Source organism: Pseudomonas sp. ADAK2 (assembly GCF_012935755.1).
In the GTDB taxonomy this organism is placed as follows: domain Bacteria; phylum Pseudomonadota; class Gammaproteobacteria; order Pseudomonadales; family Pseudomonadaceae; genus Aquipseudomonas.
The window spans coordinates 3,166,243-3,191,504 of record NZ_CP052862.1 but is presented as its reverse complement, the minus strand read 5'-3'; the positions used below and the strand labels follow the sequence as shown (position 1 = coordinate 3,191,504).

The following is a 25,262-nucleotide window of genomic DNA, read 5'->3' as shown; positions in this document are numbered from 1 at the left end:
TGAGTCGGGATTTTTGTTGCCTGTACCGTCCTCTTCGTGGGCAAGCCTCGCTCCTACAGGGTTTGTGGTGTGTGCCAATGATGCGGACGACACAAAACCCGTAGGAGCGAGGCTTGCCCGCGAAGAGGCCCGCCCAGGCGACCCTTTACCCTCAGGTGTACTTACGCTTTTCCGGCGCCGGCGGGAAATACTGGTACAACCAGGTTTCACTCAGCGTCCGGTCATTGGTGCGAATAAACAACCGCAGCTCCACCGGTGCCACGCTGTCATTGGTCGGGAACCAGTCAAAGGTAATCCGGTAACCCTTGATGTCATCGAGCACCAGCACGTTGAAGTCCTTCACCTCGCCATTCGAGCAGGTGACCACCGGCTCGATCGCTGCACCTTCCGGCAAACGGTCCAGGCCGCCACCGGTGAAGTCCACGGCAAAGCGTCGCGCCCAGACTTCAGGATAATGCTCACCCGGTGCCCAGCCTTCGATAAAGCCACCCATGCCCGAACGCGTCGCGTTGACCCGCGCCAGCGGCGTGCTGACCGGCGGCAATGCGCTCCAGTACAGCTTGTAGCCGAAGTTCAGCGAGTCACCGGCCGCGACCGGCTTCTTCGGCGTCCAGAACGTGACGATGTTATCCAGGGTCTCGCCGGTCGTAGGAATTTCCAACAGATCGATAGAGCCTTCGCCCCACTCGGTCGTAGGTTCTACCCACAGGCTTGGGCGCTTGCTGTACCAGTCGACAGTATCTTGATAGCTGGCGAACTCGTGATCGGTCTGCACCAGGCCGAAACCTTTCGGATTGGTGTCGGCGAAGGCATTGAACTGCAGGGTCGCCGGGTTGTTCAGCGGGCGGCAGATCCACTCGCCGTTACCGCGCCACATGGCCAGGCGATCGGAGTCGTGAATTTGCGGGTGAATGGTGTCGCACATGCGCCGCTCGTGGGTACCGCAGCTGAACATGCTGGTCATCGGCGAAATGCCCAGTTGTTCGATGGCCGTGCGCGCGTTGATGTGGGCGTCGATGGCCATCACCACCTGGCTGGCCTGGCAATCGATATCAAAACGGTAGGCGCCGGTGGCACTCGGCGAGTCGAGCAAGGCATAGACCACGAAACGGGTGCTGTCCTTGTCCGGCGTCTCGAACCAGAACTTGGTGAAGTCCGGGAATTCCTCACGCTTCTTGGCGTAAGTGTCGATCGCCAGGCCGCGGGCCGAGAGGCCATATTGGCCAGATGCATCGACTGCGCGGAAGTAGCTGGCGCCGAGGAAAGACAGGATGTCGTGCTTGTCCAGCTCCGGGGCCTTGAACAACTTGAACCCGGAAAAGCCCAGGTCGCCCGTAAGCTGCTTGGTGTCGACCGTGGTTTTTTCATAGTTGAACAGCGACGGACGGAAGTGCACTTCCCGCGCCTGACGCGTCTTCGGATCGACGCTGTACATGCGCACAGGTTGCTTGAAGCCCATGCCGACGTGGAAAAACCGCACGTCCAACTGACCGTTCAAGTCATTCCACAGCGAGTGCTTGCCGTCGTACTGGATCGCGTTGAATTGTTGTGGCGCCATGGTCGCCAGGGTCGGCGGCAGCACCTGCTTGGTGTCCTGATAGCGACTGGTGGCGAGCTGCTTGGCCTGGATCTTCAGCGCTTCGAAGTCGAAGGCCTGGGCGTCGCCATCAGCGGCGCCATTGCCGGCCCAGGCACGGGCGGCCAATAGGCCGGTGGCGGACAGACCGGTGTAGGCAGCGATAGCCATGGACGCTTTAAGCAAATTCCTGCGGTGCATAAGTACAACCTGTCGTGAACAATCCCGCGCCGTTCCTGGCACTGCTGGGATCAAAAATAGAGGTTCGGACATGCCTTCGGCCAAACGCAACGGACTCTAAACAGATGCCAAATAGCTTAAACCGTTCGGTCGGGAAGAAAAAATGATTGATAGCACAACGATGTTGCGGCAATGAAACAAGACATGTCCGGTAACGTTTCCCACAGTACTTTCTGTTTTATAAGGCATTTGTGCCTTTTTCGACTAATTACTCTAAAAACCACTTTTCAGCGCCGATTAAATTCCTATTCTATGGACATGACCGGTTTCGCGGCCCTTCAGGCCGGTGGGTTCAGCGCGCACCAAGCGACTGCTGAAAGTAGTAGGGCGATGCGGTTTTCTGAAGTTTTCTTTGACGTATTAAAAGGACATCGTCCATGTCGAAAGTACAAGGCATCACCGAACTGTTGGGAATCTTTCCCTGCCTGACCACCGGTCGGCGCAGGCGTCGGCTCAATTCGGAGGAAATGAAACTGGTGGAGCGGTATCGGGAGTTGTCCGAGAGTGATCGGATAGCGATGCGGTATCTGGTGGATGCGATGAGGAGTGTTTCGAGGTTTTGAGGAGGGGATTCTGGCCGTGACAGGGTGTTGCGGCCGAAAGGCGATCATGTAGCAGCTGGCGAAGCCTGCGTCCGGCTGCGAAGCAGTCGTGAAATCAGACTGCGCGGTGCTTCAGGAAGACCGTGCGTTCAGGGTTTACGACTGCTGCGCAGCCGGACGCAGGCTTCGCCAGCTGCTACAAGGAGGGTGTTTCGACTAACCCAAAGGGGTGGGCCGTAAGGTCGGCCCCTTTTCATTTTTACCCTGCCTTCAACTGCAAGTGCCCATGATCTTGAAGGGACGCTGTACCTGCATCAGATCAGGCATGTCCCGCCATTTGATCCAGGCCTGGTGCTGCCAGTGCAGCAGCGGCACCGAGATGCCGGCCCATTGCAACGAACTCAGGCTCGGAATGTTATCCACAGATGCCGCGTCCGACTCGCGCAGCATCGGGATGACTTCGTTGCTCAGCCATTGGCGCAGGTTTCGGTTTTCCGGGATGAAATGGTGGACCAGAAGGGCGTACATCCCGGATTCGCTGACCATCAGTGATTCGACGGTGTTGCCGCTTTTCAGCAGTCGGACGTTTCGACGCTGATCGGGATCGAGTTTCAGGGTGAGGCGTTCGTCCATTGGGCGGCCCATCAGGCGACCGAGATCGTGGACGCAGAACCAGGCTTGGTTGTCTTGCATAAGGGTGTGGAGGAAGCGGTTGTGGCGGGTGAAGACTGTGGGGATGAAGTAAGGCGAATTTTGAGCGTGCTTAGGCATGAAGGTAACTTCCGTTTTGATCAGGAAAGTCGCCACCAACCCTTCGACAGGTTGGGTGGCGGACCGAGTGGCGTTCGAAGTCGGGATACTTCCTGTCAAAACGGCAAAGCCGGAAGGCCCGCGCCACACGGCCCGCCATAAAGCAGAACTATAGGCACGAAACAGCCGTAGTTCTATGGAGGGCACGCAAGCACCGTTTTGACTTTTTCCGGCTTCGACCCCGGGTCGCTGATTTGGCAGCGACGAGGTAAAGCCTATCGTCCAGGCGCTCGCGGTGCCAAGTCTACTCTGGCGCCGCGTATTGTAGGAATTGGCTCTTTTACAAGAAAGTTCGATCTGTAGGAATATTCTGTTTTTTAGCGAGCTGCAAAAAAAATGTACTTCGGTGGTATATTGGCTATATTCAGTTAAATTTCTCGTGCGAAGTGTAGGCTTTTTACATGTTGATTGAATTTTCAGTTTCAAATTATCGTTCGTTTCGCGAGAGGCAGACATTTTCTATGGTTGCTACTCCTCGTCTGAGTAAAAAGAGAAACGTATTCAAGCCAGCGGTAGACGGGGAGAAATTTCCAAATCTACTTAAAGTCGCGGCAATTTATGGTCCTAATGCCTCCGGAAAGTCATCGCTTATACACGCAATGGGGATTATGGGACGGTTAATCGCAACGACTCCACTTACGAATGACCAGTCACTACCTGTTTCTCCTTTTCGTTTCGATCCGGAGCTGAAAGATAAACCCAGCTATTTTGAATATAATTTTATTAGAAAGGGGGTTAGATATAATTTTGTTCTTGGGTTGACGTCGGAGCGAATTATTGAGGAGAAATTGACTTCTTATCCGAAAGGAAAAGAAAGCCTGCTTTACGACCGCAAGTTTACTTCTGGTGGTGAGCAATATGTTTTTGGAGTTGGTTTTGAGGGAGGTAAAGAAGTTCATAGTGCTTGGAGGCGCTTAACCAGCCCCAAAGCATTGTTTATTGCTCAGGCGGTTAATAATAGCAGCGAAGAGTTGTCGCAGTTGAAAGAGCCTTTCGGGTGGTTTCAAACCGGTTTGTCTATCATTGGTCATGACGATCTAGGTACTTGGTCAAAAGCATCAATTAGGTTTCTAAAAATGGCTTCGGATTACACGGAGGAGCTGAAAGATTTTTTGAAGGAAATAGATATCCCTATATCGTCGATTCGGTTAGATGATAATGGTGACGACCATGAGGAGAAAGGGCGAAGTCTTACTATCCAGGAATTTTTTGCAGCCGCAAAAAAAGACAAGATTATTCTGACTCATATCAGTGGGTTGGGCAGCGCCGAATTTGATTTTTCAGAAGAGTCCGGTGGTACAAAAAATCTAATAGGATTCTGGTTGCCTTGGTTTATGTTGCGATTGGCAGGGGGCGAAGGGGTCTTAGCTGTGGATGAGTTGGATAGTAGCCTGCATCCAGAGCTGGTCGCAGATCTAATTGTCAAGCATTTAGATAGTGGGTTGGACGCGCAGTTAATTTTTACAACTCATGATACGCACTTGATGAATACTAAAACTTTGCGTAGAGACCAGTTTTGGATTACGGATCGTGATGCGAATGGTGCTACCAATTTGTTTTCTATTCATGATTTTGAAGGGCGTGAAGGGGAGGATGTAGAAAAGCGCTATTTCGAAGGTCGCTACTTTGGTTTGCCTTTGATCCGGCGGAGGTAGTTATGGGGCGCTCTATTAGTTCATTTAACAGAGGGGAGGCGCGCTTAAAGTATCGCCCTAAGGTGTTGATTCTTTGCGAGGATAGCAAGTCGGGAAAACGATATTTGGAGGATGCAGCGTTTCATTTTCGTGCCAATGCACAGGTGGAAATCGCCCATTGCGGCGTAACGCATCCAAGTGGGATTGTCGAAAGAGCAATTGCTAGTCAGAAGAATTTTGATAAGGTATTTTGTGCGTTGGATCGCGATACACATCTGTGCTTTGATCGGGCAATTGATCTTGCAAAACCGCACCCTAAAATAAAAATAATCGCATCTTTCCCCTGTTTCGAGTTCTGGTTGCTTTTGCACTTTGGTTATAACAGAAAGCCCTTTACTGCCGTAGGTAAACATTCTCCTGGGGATCTTGTTGCGAAAAGTCTAAGAGAAAAGCCAAATATGGATAAGTACGAGAAGGGCAAAGGCACCAGCTATTTTGCTCTACTTTTGGGGGAGCCTTTCGAAAGGGCTAGATCTCTGGCGCCTAGGATCCTAGAGGATGTCGTAAAAAGCGGGGAGCCCAACCCCAGCACCGAAATTCATCTACTGATGGACGAGTTTGAAACCCTCTCCAAACCTCAACCCATCTAACAACCCAGCCCGCATCCCTGCGGGCTGAGCAACATCATTTACCGACTAACTTTCCAAGCATCCCCCGCAGGCGCAGTCCCGTGGTCATACGGCTTGGCAATCCACATGTAGATCAACCCCAACCCGATAACAATGGCCGTACTCAACACCATCGCGTAGTTGATATACCAAGCCGCATCCGGCGTACGTGGCCACGCCATGTTGATGATCGCGCCGACGCCATAAACCAGCGCGCCAATGTTGACCGGCAACCCCCACGCGCCGAGGGTGAATTTGCCGCTCGGTTTCCAGCCTTTTATCCGTGCGTATAGCGCGGCCAACACGATCATCTGGAACGCCAGGTAAATCCCGATCGCCGCGAAGCTGACGATGGTCGCCACCGCGTCTTGCAGGAAGAATCCGAGCACGATGATCAACGCCGGCAGGACACCCGACACAAATAACGCCGCCACCGGCACTTGAGTCGTAGGAGAAATCTTCTTCAGCAATTTGCTGCCGATGACCATTTCATCCCGAGCGTAGGAATACAGCAGACGACTCGCCGCGGCTTGTAGGCTGATGACGCAGGAGATGAAGGAAATCATCACTACGCCCATCACTACTTTCGAACCGACCGTGCCGAAGGCGTTGTTGAGGATGGTGGTGACCGGGTCTTTGTCGGTGCCGTTGATCACGGCTTGCATGTCGGGCACGGCGAGGATCAGGGCCAGGCAGGCGAACATCGCCGAGATGCCGCCGATGTAGATGGTCATGCGCATCGCAATCGGGATTTGTTTGCTCGGGTTCGGGGTTTCTTCGGCGACGTCGCCGCAGGCTTCGAAGCCGTAGTACAGGAACATCCCGGCCAGCGAAGCGGTGAGGAAGGCTGGCAGGTAGGAGCCGTCGATGCGAATGTCGAAGGTGTTGAACAACACGCTGATCGGTTGGTGCCGTTCAAACACCAGGAGATACACACCAACGACCACTGCGCCGATCAACTCGCACAGGAAGCCGAACATGGCGATCCGCGCCAGCACTTTGGTGCCGCTGAGGTTGACCAGGGTGGCGAACAGCGTCAGGAACAGCGCGATGACGATGTTGGTGTTGTTGCTCGGTTCAAAACCCATCATTGCAGCGAGATATGGACCGGCGCCGACGGCAACGGCGGCGATGGTCACGCACAGGGCGATGGAGTAGATCCAGCCGACCATCCACGCCCATTTTTTGCCCACCAGGCGGCGGGCCCACGGGTAGACGCCGCCGGAAATCGGGAACTGCGACACCACTTCACCGAAGATCAGGCACACCAGCAACTGGCCGCAACCGACCAGCAGATAGGCCCAGAACATCGGTGGCCCGCCCGCCCGCGGCGAGGCACAGGCCGAACAGGGTATAAACCCCGACGACCGGCGAGAGGTAAGTGAAGCCCAGGGCGAAGTTTTCCCACAGGCTCATGCTGCGATTGAAATTTGAGGTGTAGCCCAGCTTGCGCAGTTGTTCGGCATCGCTGTCGGCAACGGCGGTGGAGAGGTCGGGTGATGCACTCATGGTCTGTCAGCTCCGGAAAATCGGCAGATTTCGGATGTCCGAAACCGTGGCGGGGCCGTGAAGGCGCTGCCCGGGTCGGTGGTTATTGTTTTGGTTTGTCTGGGTGGAACCTGGGTGGTGCTAAGTGCCGGTATCTTCCTTGAGATCGTGGTGACGCCTTCGCGGGCAAGCCTTGCTCCGACAGGTTTCGTGTCGTGCGCCAAACATGTGAACGACATCAACCCTGTAGGAGCAAAGCTTGCTCGCGATGCTTTTGTTAATGCTTGAACATCACATGCCGAACGACGGTGTAGTCCTCCAGCCCATACATGGACATGTCCTTCCCGTAACCGGACAATTTCTGACCGCCATGGGGCATCTCACTGACGAGCATGAAGTGGGTATTCACCCACGTGCAGCCGTACTGCAAACGTGCAGCCAGGCGATGGGCGCGGCCGACGTCCGCGGTCCAGACCGACGACGCCAGGCCATAATCCGAATCGTTGGCCCAGCCCAGCACCTGCGCTTCATCGTTGAACTTGGTCACCGACACCACCGGCCCGAACACTTCGCGACGAACGATCTCGTCGTCCTGTTGCGCATCGGCCAAAACAGTCGGTTCAAAGAAGAAACCGTTGCCTTCCACAGCCTTGCCACCCGTGATCAAACGGATGTGCGATTGCGCCACGGCACGCTCGACAAACCCGGCCACGCGGTCGCGGTGCTGAGCGGTGATCAGTGGCCCCAACTCGGTCGCCGGATCATCCTGCAACCCGTACTTGATGCTGCTGACCGCCGCGCCGAGCTTCTCGACGAATTTGTCGTAGATGCCTTTTTGCGCATAGATGCGGCAAGCAGCGGTGCAATCTTGCCCGGCGTTGTAGAAACCGAAGGTGCGAATGCCTTCTACGGCAGCATCGATGTCGGCGTCGTCGAAGATGATCACCGGCGCCTTGCCGCCCAGTTCCATGTGCATGCGTTTGACGCTGTCGGCGGTGCTGGAAATGATATTCGCGCCAGTGGCGATGGAACCGGTCAGCGAGACCATGCGTACTTTCGGGTGCGTGACCAATGGACTGCCAACCGTAGGACCACGGCCGAATACCAGATTGAGCACGCCTGCCGGGAATATTTCCGACGCCAATTCCACCAGGCGCAGCGCGGTCAGCGGGGTTTGTTCCGACGGCTTGAGCACCACGGTATTACCGGCGGCGAGGGCCGGGGCGATTTTCCAGGCGACCATCATCAGCGGGTAGTTCCACGGCGCGATGGAGGCGATCACGCCCACCGGGTCGCGGCGGATCATCGAGGTGTGGCCGGCCAGGTATTCGCCCCCGGCCGAACCGCTCATGCAGCGGCTGGCGCCGGCAAAGAAGCGGAACACGTCGGCAATCGCCGGGATCTCGTCGTTCAGCGCGGCGCTGTAGGGTTTGCCGCAGTTGTCCGATTCCAGTTTGGCCAGCTCCTCGCCATGGGCTTCGATGGCGTCGGCGAGTTTAAGCAACAGCAGCGAGCGTTCTTTCGGTGTGGTTTGCGACCAGGCTTCGAACGCGTTGTCGGCGGCACGCACGGCGGCATCGACCTGGGCTTCGCTGGCTTCGTTGATTTCTACGAGCACCCGGCCGAGGGCTGGGTTGAACACCGGTTGGGCGGGGCCTTCGCCGACGATCAGTTGGCCGTTGATCAAGAGTTTTGTTTGCATGGTTCTGTCCTCATCGAAACTATTATTTTTCTGCCGGAACCGGATCCCTTGTAGGCGCGAGGCTTGCCCGCGAAGGCGTCCTCAAGTGCGCTAAAAGCTTCGCGGGCAAGCCTCGCTCCTACGGGATTCGGTTTGCACATTGGGTTATTTCCCGCCACTACCCGCCACACTCTCACCACCCCGTGTCAGGTAATACGCCCCCAGAATCGGCAGCATGGTCACCATCATCACCAGCATCGCGACGACGTTGGTCACCGGCACGTCCCGAGGGCGGCTGAGTTGGTTGAGCAGCCACAGCGGCAAAGTGCGTTCATGGCCGGCGGTGAAGGTGGTGACGATGATTTCGTCGAACGACAGCGCAAACGCAAGCATGCCGCCGGCCAGCAATGCCGAGCCGAGGTTCGGCAGGACGATGTAGCGAAACGTTTGCCAGCCATCGGCGCCGAGGTCCATCGAGGCTTCGATCAAACTGTGCGAGGTGCGGCGCAAACGGGCGATGACGTTGTTGTAGACGATCACCACGCAGAAGGTCGCGTGGCCGACGATGATGGTGAACATCCCCGGCTCGATCCCCAACGTTTTGAAGGTCGCCAGCAGCGCGATCCCGGTGATGATCCCCGGCAGCGCAATCGGCAGGATCAGCATCAGCGAGATGCCTTGCTTGCCGAAGAAGTCCCGGCGGTACAACGCCGCCGAGGCGAGGGTGCCGAGCACCATGGCGATCAACGTGGCGATGGCGGCGATTTCCGCCGAGAGCTTGATCGCTTCCAGCACGTCGGGTCGCGAGAACGCGACGCTGAACCACTTCAGGGTGAAGCCCTTGGGTGGAAAGCTGAACGCCGCTTCTTCGGTGTTGAAGGCGTACAGGAAGATGATCAGGATCGGAAAGTGCAAGAACATCAACCCGCCCCAGGCTGCGATTTTCAGACCCAACGAAGCTTTCTCAGAGTGCATCGAAGGCCCCCAGTCGTTTGACGATGGTCAGGTAAATGGCGATCAACACAATCGGCACCAGGGTGAACGCGGCGGCCATCGGCATATTGCCAATCGCACCCTGCTGCGCATAAACCATGCTGCCGACGAAGTACCCCGGTGGGCCCACCAGTTGCGGCACGATGAAGTCACCCAAAGTCAGCGAAAACGTGAAGATCGAACCCGCCGCAATGCCCGGAATCGACAACGGCAAAATCACCTGCATAAAGGTCTGGCGCGGTTTCGCCCCCAGGTCGGCCGACGCTTGCAGCAGCGATGGCGGCAGGCGTTCCAGCGAGGCCTGGATCGGCAGGATCATGAACGGCAGCCAGATGTAGACGAACACCATGAACCGCCCCAGGTGCGAGGTCGATAAGGTGCTGCCACCCACGCCCGGAATGCCGAGGATGAATTGCAAAACCGGCTCCAGCCCCAGGTGCTGAACGAACCACTGTGCCACGCCGCCCTTGGCCAGCAGCAACGTCCAGGCGTAGGCCTTGACGATGTAACTGGCCCACATCGGCAGCATCACCGCGATGTAGAAAAACGCCTTGGTCTTGCCGGTGGTGTAGCGCGCCATGTAGTAGGCAATCGGGAACGCGACGACGGCGCTGGCGATCGACACGACAATCGCCATGCTCAGCGTGCGTAGGATGATGTCGAAGTTCGACGGCTGGAACAGCGCGGCGAAGTTCGCCAAGGTCAAGTCAGGGGTGACCGCCATGGTGAAGTCGTCGAAGGTGTAGAAACCTTGCCACAACAACACCAGCAGCGAGCCAAGGTAAATCGCGCCGAACCACAGCAGAGGCGGCACCAGCAGCAGCGCCAGGTAAAAGTTCGGCCGCCGATACAGCAGGTTGGAAAAACGGCGCAACGGCGAACCGCTGGCCGGGGTTTGCGAGATGGCCAAGGTGTTCATCTCACACCCCGCCGACAGCGTTGTCGTGCAGCGGAATCATCGCTTCCCGAGCCCAGCGCGCGCTGATGCGTTGCCCGGTCTGGTGCTGGGCGCTGGTGTCCAGCCACTGCACATTGGCCTGGCTGATGTTCAGGGTCTGGCCGTTCTCCAGTTTCACTTCATAGCGCGTGGCACTGCCCTGATATTGGATGTCGTGGAGCAGGCCGCTGACTTCGATTTCATGGCTGGCCAGCGGGCCTTCGGCGAAGCGCACGTGTTCCGGGCGGATCGAAAACGGCTGCGGATTGCCGCTCAACTGCTTGGCTAGATCGCCGCGAATCACGTTGGAAGTGCCGACGAATTCCGCGACGAACGTTGTAGCCGGTTTCATGTAGAGATTGCGCGGGGTGTCGACCTGTTCGATGCGACCCTTGTTGAACACGGCCACGCGGTCGGACATCGACAGCGCTTCGGTCTGGTCGTGGGTGACGAAGATGAAGGTAATGCCGAGCTGGCGTTGCAGTTTCTTCAATTCGCCCTGCATTTGTTCCCGCAGCTTGAGATCGAGAGCGCCCAGCGGCTCATCAAGTAACAGGACGCGAGGACGATTGACCAAGGCGCGCGCCAAAGCCACACGCTGGCGCTGACCGCCGGACAGTTGCACCGGTTTGCGTTCGCCGTAGCCACCGAGGGCGACCATGTCGAGGGCTTCTTCGGCGCGTTTCAGGCGTTCGGCCTTGCCGACACCTTTGACTTTCAAACCGTAGGCAACGTTGTCGCGAACGTTCATGTGCGGGAACAGCGCGTAATCCTGGAACACGGTGTTCACGTCACGCTGATACGGCGGCAGCCCGGCGGCTTCCTCGCCGTGAATGCGGATCGAGCCGGTGCTCGGTTGTTCGAACCCGGCGATCAGGCGCAGGCACGTGGTTTTGCCCGAGCCGGAAGGGCCGAGCATGGAAAAGAACTCGCCGTCCTGGATATCGATGGAAACCCGGTCAACGGCCTTCACTTCGCCGAACTGCCGGGAAACGTTGGTGAACTGGACTGCAAGCGTCATGGTGCGGTGCTCCAAAAAGGCGAGGGCCGTCGCAGCGGCCCTGCCTGGACTTCTGAAAAATCTGAATCATGGTGAAGAGCCGTCGCAGCTGCCGAGGCACGAGGCTGCGTTGGGCTGCGCAGCGGCCCCCGGGGGCGGTCCTGCGGACACGCAACGCAGCCTCGTGCCTCGGCAACTGCTACGAGGGGCTTTAACGACCGCCCATGATCGCGATGTAATCCTGGGTCCAGCGGCTGTACGGCACGAACTTGCCGCCTTCCGCCTGCGGGGTTTTCCAGAAGGCGATCTTCTCGAACTGGTCGAAACCGTTGGTTTTGCAACCCTCGGCGCCGAGCAATTCGCTGCCGGTGCACGCTGCCGGCACCGCTGGCAATGAGCCGAACCACGCCGCCACATCACCCTGGACTTTCGGTTGCAGCGACCAGTCCATCCACTTGTAGGCGCAGTTCGGGTGCTTGGCTTCGGCATGCAGCATGGTGGTGTCAGCCCAACCGGTAGCGCCTTCTTTCGGGATGGTCGAAGCAATTGGCTGCTTCTCGTTGATCAGGCCGTTGACCTGATACGGCCAGGCGCTGGACGCGACCACGCCTTCATTCTTGAAGTCACTCATTTGCACGGTGGTGTCGTGCCAGTAGCGGTGAATCAGCGGCTGCTGGGCACGCAACAGATCGAGCACGGCTTTGTACTGCGCTTCGGTCAGTTGATAGGGATCTTTGATCCCCAGTTCAGGCTTGGTGCTCTTGAGGTACAGCGCCGCGTCGGCGATGTAGATCGGGCCGTCATACGCCTGCACGCGGCCCTTGTTGGCCTTGCCGTCCGGCAGGTTTTGCGCGTCGAACACCACGCCCCAACTGGTCGGCGCGGTCTTGAACACGTTGGTGTTGTACATCAGCACGTTCGGGCCCCACTGGTACGGGGTGCCGTAAGTCTGCTGGTTGACCACGTACCACGGCGCATCCTTGAGGCGTGGGTCGAGGCCTTTCCAGTTCGGGATCAACGCGGTGTTGATCGGCTGCACCCGCTTGCCGACGATCAAGCGCAACGAGGCATCGCCCGACGCGGTGACCAGGTCGTAACCGCCCTTGGCCATCAGGCTGACCATTTCATCGGAGGTGGCGGCGGTTTTCACATTGACCTTGCAGCCGGTTTCCTTCTCGAAACCGGTCACCCAGTCGTAGGCCTTGTCGCTCTCGCCACGTTCGATGTAGCCCGGCCAGGCCACGATATCCAGTTGACCTTCGCCGGCGCCGACGGCTTTCAGCGGTTCGGCGGCCTGGATACTGGCACTGGCAAGCAATGCAGTGGTGATTGCACTGAGCAGTGCGGTCTTGTGCACGAACATGGGGTTTCCCTCTTCTTTAATTATGGTCGGGGCAGTTGTGAACGTGGTGAAGCATGCCGTTGGCGGCTTGTTATTAGCGTAGTCAGAGATGCTGGCCGTGGCGGGCCATGATGTGCCGCACCACGCTGTAGTCCTGCAGCGAATCGCTGGATAAGTCTTTGCCGTAGCCCGAACGCTTCAGGCCGCCGTGGGGCATTTCGCTGACCAGCATGAAATGGCTGTTGATCCAGGTGCAGCCGTACTGCAAGCGCGCCGCGACTTGCATGGCTTTGTCGAGGTTCTGGGTCCAGATCGAAGAGGCGAGGCCGTATTCAGAGTCGTTGGCCCAGTCCACCGCTTGCGCCAGTTCATCGAAACGGGTGACGGTGACCACCGGTCCGAACACTTCGCGCTGGACGATTTCATCGCTCTGTTTGCAACCGGCGAGCAAGGTCGGCTGGTAATAGAAGCCGACGCCGGAATGCACCGCCGCGCCGGTGACCCGTTCGATGTGCGGCTGGCCGAGGGCGCGTTCGACAAAACTGGCCACGCGATCACGCTGACGGGTGCTGATCAGCGGGCCGATTTCGTTGTCGGCATCGCGTTTACCGGCGAAGCGCAGGCTGCTGACCGCCGCGCCCAATTCCGCGACCAAGCGGTCGTGAATGCCGGCCTGGGCATAAATTCGGCACGCCGCCGTGCAGTCCTGGCCGGCGTTGTAATAACCGTAGGTGCGCACGCCTTCGACCACCGCTTGAATGTCCGCGTCATTGCAGACGATCACCGGGGCTTTGCCGCCGAGTTCGAGGTGCGTGCGCTTGAGGGTTTTCGCTGCGGCCTGGAGGATTTTTTGCCCGGTGACGATATCGCCGGTCAGCGAGACCATGCGCACTTTCGGGTGACTGACTAAATGACTGCCGACGCCTTCACCGCCGCCGCAGATGATGTTGATCACCCCGCGCGGCAGGATTTCCGCCAGCGCTGGCGCCAAGGCCAGGATCGACAGCGGCGTATGTTCGGATGGCTTGAACACCAAGGTGTTGCCGGCGGCCAGGGCCGGGGCGATTTTCCAGGCGGCCATCATGATCGGGTAGTTCCACGGCGCGATGGACGCGACGACGCCAATCGGATCGCGCCGCACCATGCTGGTGTAGCCCGGCAGGTATTCGCCGCTGAGCTGGCCGGTCTGGCAGCGCACGGCCCCGGCGAAGAAGCGGAACACATCCACCGTCGCGCTCAAATCGTCCTGACGGGCCAGGTGCAACGGCTTGCCACAGTTCAGGGATTCGAGACGGGCGAGGAGGTCGGCGTTTTTTTCGATGGCGTTGGCGATGTCCAGCAACAGGTTCGAACGTTGCTGCGGCGTGGTCCGCGACCAACTGGCAAAGGCGCGGTGGGCGGCGAGGATCGCGGCTTCCACCTGCTCGGTGCTGGCTTCGGCGATGTGCGTCAGCACTTCACCAGTGGCGGGGTTGAGGATCGGCTCGACAAAGCCCTGGCCCGCGACCAATTCGCCGTCGATCAACAACGCGGTGAACAACGGGGTCTGCGCGCCAGCCATTTTTCGGGTTCTCTTTTCTTGTGTGGCCATGGTGCTCCCAGTGACTGGGGCCCGGCCGTCTTATAAAGATGTAACAAGACTAGTGCGCGGACCTGCGGTCGACAAATTCTAAATACTGAAGGAGGCGTTCGATTAAATAGATGGCTTGCGCCCGCCGTGGGGCTGCTCACGGGCGACGGTCAGGAACGGATCGACCAGCGCCGGACGTGCAGTGCCACGGCGCCAGGCCAAGCCGACGTCGAGGGTTTGGCTGAGGTCGGCGATGGGCCGGGCTTCGATGATGTCGCCCTCCAGGGACCATGGGCGATAGGTCATGTCGGGCTGGATAGACACACCTAAACCCGCGGCGACCAGGCTTCGCACGGCTTCCGTTGAAGCGGTCCGCAGGGTGATGCGCGGTTGCAGCGACGCCGCTGACCACATGCGCTGGGCGTTGCGGTCCATTTCATCGACGTTGAGCTGAATCAGCGGTTCGCGCGTCACGTCGGCGAGGTTGATGCTGTCGTGTTCCAGCAATGGGTGCTGCGCCGGTAGCCACAAGCGGTGGGGGGAATGGGTCAGCACTTCGGTCTGCAAGGCGTGGCGGTCTTCGAGGTTGGAAAGGATCAGCACGCCGACATCAATCTCGCCGCTGACCAGCAAATGCTCGATGTAAGGACGCTCGTCTTCCATCACGCGGATTTCGACGTTGGGGTAGGCGCGTTGAAAGCGGGTAAGCAAATCGGCGAGGTAGTAACCGGCAACGAGGCTGGTCACGCCGACGATCAACTGGCCGGCCACCTGATCGGTGCTTTGCTGGAGGCTGCGTTTGGCATTATCGACGGTGGCCAGAATCAAGTGCGCCTGGCGTAGGAATTGATGCCCTTGGTGCGTAAGCGTCATGCCTTTAGCGTGACGGTTGAACAGGCTGACGCCGATTTCCTGTTCCAGTTGCTGGATCGCCAGGGTCAGGGTGGACTGAGAAATAAACGCGGTTTGCGCGGCGGCGGAGATCGAGCCGGTCTCGGCCACGGCGATGAAATGACGGATTTGACGCAAGGTCATCATGGGGAACGTACCCGGTGGGCGGTTTTTATAGATTTATTCGAGTGTATATCTTTTTTTCTGAAGGGCTGCCGAAGGCGGGCAACATCTCGAAGCACTCTCGCAAGCAGGCACCGGGCACTTTCGATCTAGGCTGGTGGCCTTAATGATCCGGTTACCCCGAATTCGTGGAGGCAGCAAATGAACACCCGTGGATTACTCGATCAGCTACTCAAGTCCGGCCAGGACATGTTGCAGAAGAAATCTGGCGGTCATCAGAACAAGTCTTCCGGCAGTGGCTTGGGCGGTTTGCTCGGCGGCAGCGGTGGCTCGGGCGGCCTCGGTGGCTTGCTCTCGGGGGCGGGGGGCGGTGCGTTGGCGGCTGGCGCGATGGGGCTGCTGATGGGGAACAAGAAGGTGCGCAAGGTGGGCGGCAAGGTCGCCATCTACGGCGGTCTCGCGGCGCTGGGCGTGATTGCCTACAAGGCCTACGGCAACTGGCAGGCCCAGCAGGGCACGGCACCGAAGACTGAACCGCAAACCGTCGACCGCTTGCCGCCCGCGCAGGTCGAGTTGCACAGCCAGGCGATTCTCAAGGCCCTGGTGGCAGCGGCCAAAGCTGATGGCCACGTCGATGAGCGCGAACGCGCATTGATCGAAGGTGAATTCACCAAACTCGATAACGACCAGGAACTGCAACACTGGCTGCACGCCGAACTCAACAAACCCCTGGACCCGACCGACGTCGCCCGCGCCGCCAGCACCCCGGAAATGGCCGCCGAGATGTACATCGCCAGTGTGATGCTGGTGGATGAGGAGAACTTCATGGAGAAGTCCTACCTCGATGAACTGGCGCGGCAGTTGAAACTTGAGCCGGGTTTGAAGGCAGAGCTGGAGAAGCAGGTGCGGCAGGCTTCCCTGTAAATCTCGAAATCGCCTTCGCGGGCAAGTCGAATCGTCGCACCGCGAAGGCGTCCTCAACCCAACACATCTCCCAATGACCATTCCACCGCCCATTTTTGCCGATACGCCACTGGTACTCCTTCCCCGAGATAGCGGAAAGTCCCCGCTCTACACCGCTGTCTGCAACGGCACGGAAACCTGATATTGCCGGCGCCAAAGCGCAGGTATCGCAAAGGACGCGACGCATGACCTCGCAGAATCGCCTGACACACCTGGATGCCCTGAGAGGCATCGCTGCGATGATGGTCGTGGTGGCTCACTTCATCGAACGGACGCCGCTCAAGGACACCTTCTTTTTCACCTATGTGAACCTTGGGCAAATGGGTGTCGTCATCTTTTTCCTGCTTAGCGGGATGGTTATTCCCTATAGCCTGAAAGAGGGGAAGCATGCGCTGGTTGCCTTTGGCGTTTCCAGATTCTTCAGGCTGTACCCGGCCTACTGGTTTTCCATTGCGCTGGCTGTCATCAGTTCGTACTGGTTTTTATCGACGCCGGTCCCGGTTAATAACGTACTGATCAACATGACGATGTTTCAGGCGCTCTTGGGGGCGCCTGATTTATTTGGCGTCTATTGGACACTGATCATGGAGATGTTTTTTTACATGTCCTGCGCCGCGTTATTTAGCGTCGGCTTGCTGGGACGTGTCTCCGTACGCTTTGGCGCGGCGGTCGGGTTGTTGCTCGTGGCGCTGGTTTTTTCAATAGCCCGATTTTATCTGGCGAAAAAAATCCCCGTGGGATTGCCTTTATGCCTGTCGATCATGTTCTTTGGCAGTTTCTGGCGAGACGTCAGTTTGGGTTCCACCAGGCAGTTGGATCGCAAGTACGTGTATGCGTGGCTCGCACTGTTCTTCGTTTTCCTGCCGTTCATTTGTTTTCTCGCCTATAACGCCAATTATGGGCATAACGAAAACCCTTACTCGTACTGGGTCAGTTACCTGGCAGGGATGGCATTTGCTATCGCCATGACCCTGTTTTTGCGCCGGCCAGTAAAAAGCCTGACTTATCTGGGCACCATCAGTTATTCGGTTTATCTCGTGCATCCCTTCTTCCTGGAGTGGGCGGCCTACGTAACAAACCTGCCGGCAGCGTTCAACGTGGGTGTTTTTCTGTTGTACATCCTGGCGACGCTCGCGCTCTCGAGCATCAGCTACGCCTTGTTGGAAAAGCCCTGCGTCAGCCTCGCAAGAACCCTCAATAAAAGGCTACAGACCGGCGCCACACACCGTGTGTCGCCGCTGAACACACCGGCAAGCGACAGCAGCGCTGGAAAGTAGCGGCACCAGAATGAGAAGTGGCAGGTCTGGCGTCTTATAAATGAGACACCCTCAGCTATACTCCGCAGCATTTGAAAATGGCCCCGAGGACATACTGTGAAGAACTGGACGTTGCGCCAACGCATCTTGGCGAGCTTTGCGGTCATTATCGCCATCATGCTGTTGATGGTGGTCGTCTCGTATTCCCGGCTGCTGAAGATTGAAGTCAGCGAAGCCAGCGTCCGCGACGACGCGTTACCCGGGGTTTATTACAGCTCGACCATTCGTGGCGCCTGGGTCGACAGTTTCCTGCAGACCCAGGAAATGCTCGGCTTGAAGGAAGGGCAGGGCATCAGTGCCGAAGACGCCGCCGACTTCAAAAGCTTCGAGGCGCGCGTGATCGATGCGATGGAGAGCTATCGCAAAACGGTCACCACGGATGAAGATCGGGTTGAATTCGCCGCCTTCGAAAAACTTCATGAGGATTACGGCAAGGTCCTCGCCGCTGTCCTCGACTTGCATAAACGCAATCAGGAAGCCGAGGCCATTAAGTTGTTCAACGAGCAACTGACCCCGGCGTGGACCGCAGGGCGCATGAAACTCAATGACATCCTGCGCGAAAACAAAGCGGTAGCCGACCAGGACATGGTGATCATCGATGACGCCGTGCTCACCGCGAAAACCATCATGGGGGTTTCCCTGCTGATCGCGGTGCTGGCCGCCGGCCTCTGTGGCCTGCTGCTGATGCGGGCGATCATGGCGCCGATGAATCGCATCGTGCAGATCCTCGAAATCATGCGCACCGGCGACCTCAGCAGCCGCCTGAACCTGGAGCGCAAGGACGAATTCAACGCCGTGGAAACCGGCTTCAACGACATGATGACCGAGCTGACCTCGCTGGTGTCCCAGGCCCAGCGTTCGTCGGTGCAGGTCACCACCTCGGTCACCGAAATCGCTGCCACCTCCAAGCAACAACAAGCCACCGCCACTGAAACTGCCGCCACCACCACCGAAATCGGCGCGACCTCCCGTGAAATCGCCGCCACCTCCCGCGACCTGGTGCGCACCATGACCGAAGTTTCCACCGCCGCCGATCAGGCCTCGGTGCTGGCCGGTTCCGGGCAACAGGGCCTGGCACGCATGGAAGACACCATGCACTCGGTGATGGGCGCGGCCGACCTGGTCAACGCCAAACTGGCGATCCTCAACGAGAAGGCCGGCAACATCAATCAGGTGGTGGTGACCATCGTCAAGGTCGCCGACCAGACCAACCTGTTGTCGCTCAACGCCGCCATCGAAGCCGAGAAGGCCGGTGAATACGGTCGCGGTTTCGCCGTGGTCGCCACCGAAGTGCGGCGTCTGGCGGACCAGACTGCCGTGGCCACTTACGACATCGAGCAAATGGTCCGTGAGATCCAGTCGGCGGTCTCGGCCGGGGTCATGGGCATGGACAAGTTCTCCGAAGAAGTGCGCCGCGGCATGTCCGAAGTGCAGCAGGTCGGCGAGCAGCTGTCGCAGATCATTCATCAGGTCCAGGCGTTGGCGCCGCGGGTGTTGATGGTCAACGAAGGCATGCAGGCCCAGGCCACCGGTGCCGAACAGATCAACCACGCGCTGGTGCAGTTGGGCGATGCCAGCAGCCAGACCGTCGAGTCCTTGCGCCAGGCCAGTTTCGCCATCGACGAACTGAGCCAGGTGGCGGTCGGGCTGCGCAGCGGCGTCTCGCGATTTAAAGTCTGATGAGCGAACTCGCGGCCAAACGCACTGCCGTGGTGTCGGCGAAGCAGGCGCTGTTCCTGGTGTTTCGCGTCGGTAACGAGCGTTATGCCCTGCAAGCCATCGAGGTGGCGGAAGTGCTGCCGCGCGTGCCATTGAAGCCGATTGCCCGGGCACCCGAGTGGGTGGCCGGGGTGTTTGCCTATCGCGGCGCGGTGGTGCCGGTGATCGACCTCAGTGCGCTGACCTTCGGCCAACCGGCCCAGGCCCGCACCAGCACGCGCCTGGTGCTGGTGCACTATCGGCCGGACGAAGCGACGCCGGCGCAACTGCTCGGGCTGATACTGGAACAGGCCACCGATACCGTGCGTTGCAACCCGGCGGATTTTCAGCCCTATGGCCTGGACAATCGCCAGGCGCCGTACCTCGGTCCGGTGCGCAAGGATGCCCAGGGTTTGCTGCAATGGGTGCGCGTCGCCGATCTGCTGGATGAGCAGGTGCGCGCGCTGCTGTTTCCATCGCCGCCCCTGGACCTGACACAGGTTGAGGAACAGCCATGAGCAGCGACCAGCGCTTTTTCGATTTTCTCAAGGACCGCATCGGCCTCGACGTCGCGTCGGTGGGCCCGGCGATCATCGAACGCGCGGTGCGCCAGCGCACCACCGCCTCCCAGGCGCTGACCGCCGACGAGTATTGGCACACCCTGCAAGGCTCGCGAGATGAGCAACAGGCGCTGATCGAAGCGGTGATCGTCCCGGAAACCTGGTTTTTCCGTTACCCGGAATCCTTCGCCACGCTGGCGAAACTGGCGAGCAAACGCCTGGCCGACATCAATAACATGCGCGCCCTGCGGATCCTCAGCCTGCCGTGTTCCACCGGCGAAGAGCCGTACTCCATCGCCATGGCCTTGCTCGATGCCGGGCTCAAGCCGCATCAGTTCAAGGTCGAAGGCATGGACGTCAGCCCGCTTTCGGTAGAGAAAGCCAAGCGTGCGCTGTACACCAAGAACTCCTTTCGCGGGCAGGACATCGCCTTTCGCGAGCGGCATTTCAGCGCCGAAGAGGACGGTTTTCGTCTCAGCGAGCGGGTGCTGGAACAGGTGCGTTTGCAGGTCGGCAATCTGCTGGATCCGGCCCTGCTGGCCAGCGAACCGCCCTATGACTTTGTGTTCTGTCGCAACCTGCTGATCTATTTCGACCAGCCGACCCAGCAACAAGTATTCGAAGTGCTCAAGCGCCTGACCCACGTCGACGGTGTGCTGTTTATCGGCCCGGCCGAGGGCAGTTTGCTCGGGCGTCTGGGCATGCGTTCGATCGGCATTGCGCAGTCGTTTGCCTTCAGCCGCCAAAGTGCGCCGGAGCCCGAACCTTTGCCGGCTTTCGTTCCAACCCCGCTGCCGGTGCGGCAACCGGTGCGCAGCGTGACTCCGCCGCCAGTGCGCAGCCGCCCGTTCGCCAGCGTCGTGCCGTTGCCCGCTACCGTGAAAACCGCCAACCCGGACGCCGCCGCGCTGCTGGCGAACATTGCGGCGCTGGCCAACGAAGGCAAAAGTGCCGAAGCCCGTGCCGCCTGCGACAGTTATCTGCGCAGCCACGAACCGGTGGCTCAGGTATTTTATTGGCTGGGACTGCTCAGCGATGTGGCCGGCCGCGCACTGGAAGCCCAAGGGTTTTATCGCAAGGCGTTGTACCTCGAACCGCAGCACCCCGACGCGTTGATGCACCTGGCAGCCTTGCTGCAATCCCAGGGCGACACGGCGGGCGCCAGACGATTGCAGGACCGCGCCGCCCGCAGCGAGCGCGCCGCCGACAGTGAGCGTAAACGATGAGCGTCTCTGACACCTTGAGCGTCACCCATGAAGATGCCCAGGCCATCGACGACTGCTGGAACCGTATCGGCATCCACGGCGACAAGTCGTGCCCGCTGCTGGTCGAACACATTCACTGCCGCAATTGCGCGGTGTATTCCGCCGCCGCCACGCGTTTGCTCGATCGCTACGCCTTGCAGCAGGAAGATCACGAGCAAGTGGCGATGGCCGTCGAAACCGACGTCAAGACCCGCTCACTGCTGATGTTCCGCCTCGGCGAAGAATGGTTGGGCCTGGCCACCCGCAGCCTGGTGGAAGTGGCGCCGCTGCAAACCATTCACTCGTTGCCGCACCAGCGCTCCCGGGCCTTGCTCGGCGTGGCGAACGTGCGCGGCGCCCTGGTGGCGTGCCTGTCGCTGGTGGAGCTGCTCGGTCTCGACACCAGCAACCCGGTGGCGTCGGGCGCGCGGGTCATGCCGCGCATGTTGATCATCGCCGCTCGCGGTGGCCCGGTGGTGGTGCCGGTGGACGAAGTGGACGGCATTCATGCCATCGACGAACGCATTCTCGATGCCGCGTCGCAGTCGGGTGCCCAGGCCAGTGCGAAGTACACCCGTGGCGTGTTGCAATTCAAAGGTCGCAGCCTGCGTTGGTTGGATGAAGAACAGTTATTGTCCGCCGTGACCCGGAGCCTCACATGACCCCCGAGCAAATGCGTGACGCCTCTTTGCTGGAACTGTTCAGCCTGGAAGCCGAGGCCCAGACCCAGGTGCTGAGCGCTGGTCTGTTGGCCCTCGAACGCGATCCGACCCAAGCCGATCACCTGGAATCGTGCATGCGCGCGGCGCACTCGCTCAAGGGCGCGGCGCGGATTGTCGGCGTGGATGCCGGGGTCAGCGTCGCCCATGTCATGGAGGATTGCCTGGTCAGTGCGCAGGAAGGCCGGCTGTATCTGCGCCCCGAGCACATCGATGCGTTGCTGCAGGGCACCGACCTGTTGATGCGCATCGCGACGCCAACCAATGCCCCTTCGGCGATAGAAATCGATGCCTATGTGGCGCTGATGGGACGCTTGCTCGATCCGATGGCCCTGGCGCCGCCGATCAGCACGCCGATTGCGCCCTTCATGGACGAACAGCAATTACAGCCACCGGTGGTCGAAGTGCCGATTCCGGTCGTCGAATCGCTGCCGATTGCCCCCGCCGAGCCGCCGCGCAAGACCAAACGCACCACCGAAAACGGTGAGCGGGTGTTGCGGGTCACCGCCGAACGCCTGAACAGCCTGCTCGACCTGTCGAGCAAATCCCTGGTGGAAACCCTGCGGCTCAAACCGCACCTGGCCACCATGCAGCGCCTCAAACGCACGCAGAGCAATGGCCTGCGCGCCCTGGAAAACCTCAACGTCCACCTCAAGGACCAGAACCTGAGCCTGGAAGCCCAGGAAGCGCTGGACGATGCCCGCCGGTTGTTGGCCGAGTCCCAGCAATTGCTGGTGGAAAAGAACGCCGAACTGGATGAATTCGCCTGGCACGCCAGTCAGCGCGCGCAGGTGTTGTACGACACGGCCCTGGCCTGTCGCATGCGGCCGTTTGCCGACGTGCTGACCGGGCAAGTGCGCATGGTCCGCGACCTCGGTCGCGATCTGGGCAAACAAGTGCGGCTGGAGATCGAAGGCGAAAAGACCCAGGTCGACCGCGACGTGCTGGAAAAACTCGAAGCGCCGCTGACGCACCTGCTGCGCAACGCCGTGGACCATGGCATCGAAAGTCCGGAACAACGGCTATTGGCCGGTAAACAGCCGGAAGGCCTGATCCGTTTGCGTGCGTCCCACCAGGCCGGTTTGTTGGTGCTGGAACTGAGCGATGACGGCAATGGCGTCGATCTGGAAAAGGTCCGCCGCAGCATCATTGAGCGGCAATTGTCTCCAGCAGAAACCGCCGCGCAGCTGAGCGAAGAAGAACTGCTGACGTTCCTGTTCCTTCCGGGGTTCAGCCTGCGGGACAAGGTCACCGAAGTCTCGGGGCGCGGCGTCGGCCTCGATGCGGTTCAGCACATGGTCCGGCAATTGCGCGGCGCGGTAGTGCTGGAACAGACGGCGGGCGAGGGCAGTCGTTTCCATCTGGAAGTGCCGCTGACCCTGTCGGTGGTGCGCAGCCTGGTGGTGGAGGTCGGCGACGAGGCCTACGCCTTTCCGCTGGCGCACATCGAGCGCATGTGCGACCTGGAGCCGGAAGACATCGTCCAGCTCGAAGGCCGCCAGCACTTCTGGTACGAAGGCCGGCATGTCGGGTTGGTTGCAGCCAGTCAGCTGTTGCAGCGCCCGGCGAGCCAGAACAGCCAGCAAACCCTCAAGGTCGTGGTGATTCGCGAGCGCGATGCGATCTACGGCGTGGCCGTCGAGCGCTTTATTGGCGAGCGGACCTTGGTCGTATTGCCGCTGGATGAGCGGCTGGGCAAGATTCAAGACATTTCCGCCGGGGCTTTGCTCGACGATGGATCGGTGGTGTTGATCGTCGACGTCGAAGACATGCTGCGTTCGGTGGACAAACTGCTCAATACCGGGCGTCTGGAGCGCATTGCCCGTCACAGCAATCAGGCCCCGGAAGCAGCGCGCAAGCGGATTCTGGTGGTGGACGATTCCCTGACCGTGCGCGAGTTGCAGCGCAAGTTGCTGCTCAATCGCGGCTACGACGTGGCCGTGGCGGTGGACGGTATGGATGGCTGGAACGCCCTGCGTTCGGAGGATTTTGACCTGCTGATTACCGACATCGATATGCCGCGCATGGACGGCATCGAACTGGTGTCTTTATTGCGCCGGGACAACCGCCTGCAATCGCTGCCGGTTATGGTGGTGTCCTATAAAGATCGCGAAGAGGACCGTCGTCGTGGACTGGACGCCGGAGCCGACTATTATCTAGCCAAAGCCAGTTTTCATGACGACGCCCTGCTCGATGCAGTGGTTGAGCTCATCGGGGGAGCGCGTGCATGAAAATCGCAATCGTCAACGACATGCCCATGGCGGTAGAGGCCCTGCGCCGCGCCTTGGCATTCGAACCGGCGCACCAGGTGATCTGGGTCGCCAGCAACGGCGCCGAGGCCGTACAACGTTGCGCCGAACAGACGCCGGACCTGATCCTGATGGACTTGATCATGCCGGTGATGGACGGCGTGGAGGCGACCCGGCGGATCATGGCCGATACGCCCTGCGCCATTGTGATTGTCACGGTGGACCGCCAGCAGAACGTGCATCGAGTGTTCGAAGCCATGGGCCACGGTGCGCTGGATGTGGTGGATACGCCCGCCATCGGCGCCGGCAATGCGGCAGAGGCGGCGGCGCCGTTGCTGCGCAAGATCATGAACATCGGTTGGCTGATCGGCGACAAGGGCAACCGGGTGCGAGCGGCGCCGAGCCCGCTGCGCAGCTCGGGCTCGCGGCAAAAACTGGTGGCCATCGGCTCGTCCGCGGGCGGGCCGGCGGCGCTGGAATTGTTGCTCAAGGGCCTGCCGCGGGATTTTTCCGCGGCCATCGTGCTGGTGCAGCACGTGGACCAGGTGTTCGCCGCCGGCATGGCCGAATGGCTCAGCAGCGCCAGCGGCCTCAATGTGCGCCTGGCCCAGGAAGGCGAACCGCCCCAGGCCGGCACGGTGTTGCTGGCCGGCACCAACCACCATATTCGCTTGTTGAAGAACGGGACGCTGGCCTACACCGCCGAACCGGTCAACGAGATTTACCGGCCCTCGATCGATGTGTTTTTCGAGAGCGTGGCCAGTTACTGGAACGGCGACGCCGTGGGCGTTTTGCTGACCGGTATGGGCCGCGACGGGGCGCAGGGGCTTAAACTCATGCGCCAACAGGGCTACCTGACCATCGCGCAGGACCAGAACAGCAGTGCGGTGTACGGCATGCCGAAAGCGGCTGCGGCCATCGACGCTGCCGTTGAAATTCGCCCACTGGACAAGATAGCGCCACGATTGCTGGAGATATTCCCCAAATGAAGGCTTTTCTCAGCAATCCTGGCCCAAGT

Annotated in this window: 21 protein-coding genes and 1 pseudogene; 12 read left to right on the top strand and 10 right to left on the bottom strand. The window is 59.5% G+C overall.

Going from position 1 to position 25,262, the window contains the following annotated elements; genetic code table 11:
* Positions 1-151: 151 nt before the first annotated feature.
* Positions 152-1,777, bottom strand: coding sequence for a glucan biosynthesis protein D (locus tag HKK52_RS14910; RefSeq protein ID WP_169371453.1), 1,626 nt, complete (start codon positions 1,775-1,777; stop codon positions 152-154).
* A 416-nt stretch (positions 1,778-2,193) separates the two neighbouring features.
* On the opposite strand from HKK52_RS14910, the gene HKK52_RS14905 reads away from it, so the two are divergent.
* The gene (locus tag HKK52_RS14905) at positions 2,194-2,379 is read left to right on the top strand and encodes a hypothetical protein (protein WP_092272760.1); all 186 of its coding nucleotides are present in this window, start codon (positions 2,194-2,196) and stop codon (positions 2,377-2,379) included.
* Between the two features lie 249 nt (positions 2,380-2,628).
* Here HKK52_RS14905 and HKK52_RS14900 read toward each other — a convergent pair whose 3' ends face one another.
* A complete protein-coding gene (locus HKK52_RS14900) occupies positions 2,629-3,129 on the bottom strand; it encodes a BRO-N domain-containing protein (protein ID WP_169371452.1) in 501 nt (166 codons plus the stop codon).
* Positions 3,130-3,569: 440 nt separating this feature from the next.
* Here HKK52_RS14900 and HKK52_RS14895 point away from each other — a divergent pair, with 440 nt between their 5' ends.
* Both HKK52_RS14895 and HKK52_RS14890 read left to right on the top strand, forming a co-directional pair.
* On the top strand, positions 3,570-4,823 hold the full coding sequence (locus tag HKK52_RS14895; protein ID WP_169371451.1) for an AAA family ATPase: 1,254 nt from the start codon (positions 3,570-3,572) through the stop codon (positions 4,821-4,823).
* A 2-nt stretch (positions 4,824-4,825) separates the two neighbouring features.
* Entirely contained in the window at positions 4,826-5,452 is a 627-nt protein-coding gene (locus HKK52_RS14890; RefSeq protein WP_169371450.1) for an RloB family protein, read from the top strand.
* Between the two features lie 38 nt (positions 5,453-5,490).
* Here HKK52_RS14890 and HKK52_RS14885 read toward each other — a convergent pair.
* Positions 5,491-6,979, bottom strand: a pseudogene (locus HKK52_RS14885) (APC family permease).
* Positions 6,980-7,036: 57 nt separating this feature from the next.
* Here HKK52_RS14885 and HKK52_RS14880 point away from each other — a divergent pair.
* A complete protein-coding gene (locus HKK52_RS14880; RefSeq protein ID WP_169371449.1) occupies positions 7,037-7,246 on the top strand; it encodes a hypothetical protein in 210 nt (69 codons plus the stop codon).
* On the opposite strand, the gene HKK52_RS14875 is transcribed toward HKK52_RS14880, so the two are convergent.
* From HKK52_RS14875 to HKK52_RS14845, 7 genes are all read right to left on the bottom strand, one after another.
* Entirely contained in the window at positions 7,236-8,660 is a 1,425-nt protein-coding gene (locus HKK52_RS14875; RefSeq protein WP_169371448.1) for a gamma-aminobutyraldehyde dehydrogenase, read from the bottom strand. The two genes, HKK52_RS14880 and HKK52_RS14875, sit on opposite strands and share 11 nt — an antisense overlap.
* Before the next feature lie 144 nt (positions 8,661-8,804).
* On the bottom strand, positions 8,805-9,614 hold the full coding sequence (locus HKK52_RS14870; RefSeq protein WP_169371447.1) for an ABC transporter permease: 810 nt from the start codon (positions 9,612-9,614) through the stop codon (positions 8,805-8,807).
* A complete protein-coding gene (locus tag HKK52_RS14865) occupies positions 9,604-10,551 on the bottom strand; it encodes an ABC transporter permease (RefSeq protein ID WP_169371446.1) in 948 nt (315 codons plus the stop codon). The genes HKK52_RS14870 and HKK52_RS14865 overlap by 11 nt, the downstream gene beginning before the upstream one ends.
* Before the next feature lies 1 nt (position 10,552).
* The gene (locus HKK52_RS14860) at positions 10,553-11,590 is read right to left on the bottom strand and encodes an ABC transporter ATP-binding protein (protein ID WP_169371445.1); all 1,038 of its coding nucleotides are present in this window, start codon (positions 11,588-11,590) and stop codon (positions 10,553-10,555) included.
* Positions 11,591-11,780: 190 nt separating this feature from the next.
* A complete protein-coding gene (gene ydcS / locus HKK52_RS14855; protein ID WP_169371444.1) occupies positions 11,781-12,932 on the bottom strand; it encodes a putative ABC transporter substrate-binding protein YdcS in 1,152 nt (383 codons plus the stop codon).
* 82 nt (positions 12,933-13,014) lie between these two features.
* Positions 13,015-14,502 (bottom strand): gamma-aminobutyraldehyde dehydrogenase, encoded by a 1,488-nt coding sequence (locus tag HKK52_RS14850; RefSeq protein ID WP_169371443.1) that lies wholly within the window; start codon positions 14,500-14,502, stop codon positions 13,015-13,017.
* A 102-nt stretch (positions 14,503-14,604) separates the two neighbouring features.
* Positions 14,605-15,519, bottom strand: coding sequence for a LysR family transcriptional regulator (locus HKK52_RS14845; RefSeq protein WP_169371442.1), 915 nt, complete (start codon positions 15,517-15,519; stop codon positions 14,605-14,607).
* 177 nt (positions 15,520-15,696) lie between these two features.
* On the opposite strand from HKK52_RS14845, the gene HKK52_RS14840 reads away from it, so the two are divergent.
* The 8 genes from HKK52_RS14840 to HKK52_RS14805 all read left to right on the top strand — a co-directional run bounded on the left by HKK52_RS14840 (position 15,697) and on the right by HKK52_RS14805 (position 25,233).
* Positions 15,697-16,419: a tellurite resistance TerB family protein gene (locus HKK52_RS14840; RefSeq protein WP_169371441.1), complete on the top strand. Its 723-nt coding sequence runs from the start codon at positions 15,697-15,699 to the stop codon at positions 16,417-16,419.
* Positions 16,420-16,643: 224 nt separating this feature from the next.
* Positions 16,644-17,735: an acyltransferase family protein gene (locus HKK52_RS14835; RefSeq protein ID WP_169371440.1), complete on the top strand. Its 1,092-nt coding sequence runs from the start codon at positions 16,644-16,646 to the stop codon at positions 17,733-17,735.
* A 96-nt stretch (positions 17,736-17,831) separates the two neighbouring features.
* A complete protein-coding gene (locus tag HKK52_RS14830) occupies positions 17,832-19,454 on the top strand; it encodes a methyl-accepting chemotaxis protein (protein ID WP_169371439.1) in 1,623 nt (540 codons plus the stop codon).
* The gene (locus tag HKK52_RS14825; RefSeq protein WP_169371438.1) at positions 19,454-19,990 is read left to right on the top strand and encodes a chemotaxis protein CheW; all 537 of its coding nucleotides are present in this window, start codon (positions 19,454-19,456) and stop codon (positions 19,988-19,990) included. The genes HKK52_RS14830 and HKK52_RS14825 overlap by 1 nt, the downstream gene beginning before the upstream one ends.
* Positions 19,987-21,258 (top strand): CheR family methyltransferase, encoded by a 1,272-nt coding sequence (locus HKK52_RS14820; RefSeq protein ID WP_169371437.1) that lies wholly within the window; start codon positions 19,987-19,989, stop codon positions 21,256-21,258. Before HKK52_RS14825 ends, HKK52_RS14820 begins: the two co-directional genes overlap by 4 nt.
* Positions 21,255-21,938 carry a chemotaxis protein CheW gene (locus HKK52_RS14815; protein ID WP_169371436.1) on the top strand — a complete coding sequence of 228 codons (684 nt, stop codon included), beginning with the start codon at positions 21,255-21,257 and terminating at the stop codon, positions 21,936-21,938. The genes HKK52_RS14820 and HKK52_RS14815 overlap by 4 nt, the downstream gene beginning before the upstream one ends.
* Entirely contained in the window at positions 21,935-24,226 is a 2,292-nt protein-coding gene (locus HKK52_RS14810; RefSeq protein WP_169371435.1) for a hybrid sensor histidine kinase/response regulator, read from the top strand. Before HKK52_RS14815 ends, HKK52_RS14810 begins: the two co-directional genes overlap by 4 nt.
* A complete protein-coding gene (locus HKK52_RS14805; protein WP_169371434.1) occupies positions 24,223-25,233 on the top strand; it encodes a chemotaxis response regulator protein-glutamate methylesterase in 1,011 nt (336 codons plus the stop codon). The genes HKK52_RS14810 and HKK52_RS14805 overlap by 4 nt, the downstream gene beginning before the upstream one ends.
* Positions 25,234-25,262: the final 29 nt, after the last annotated feature.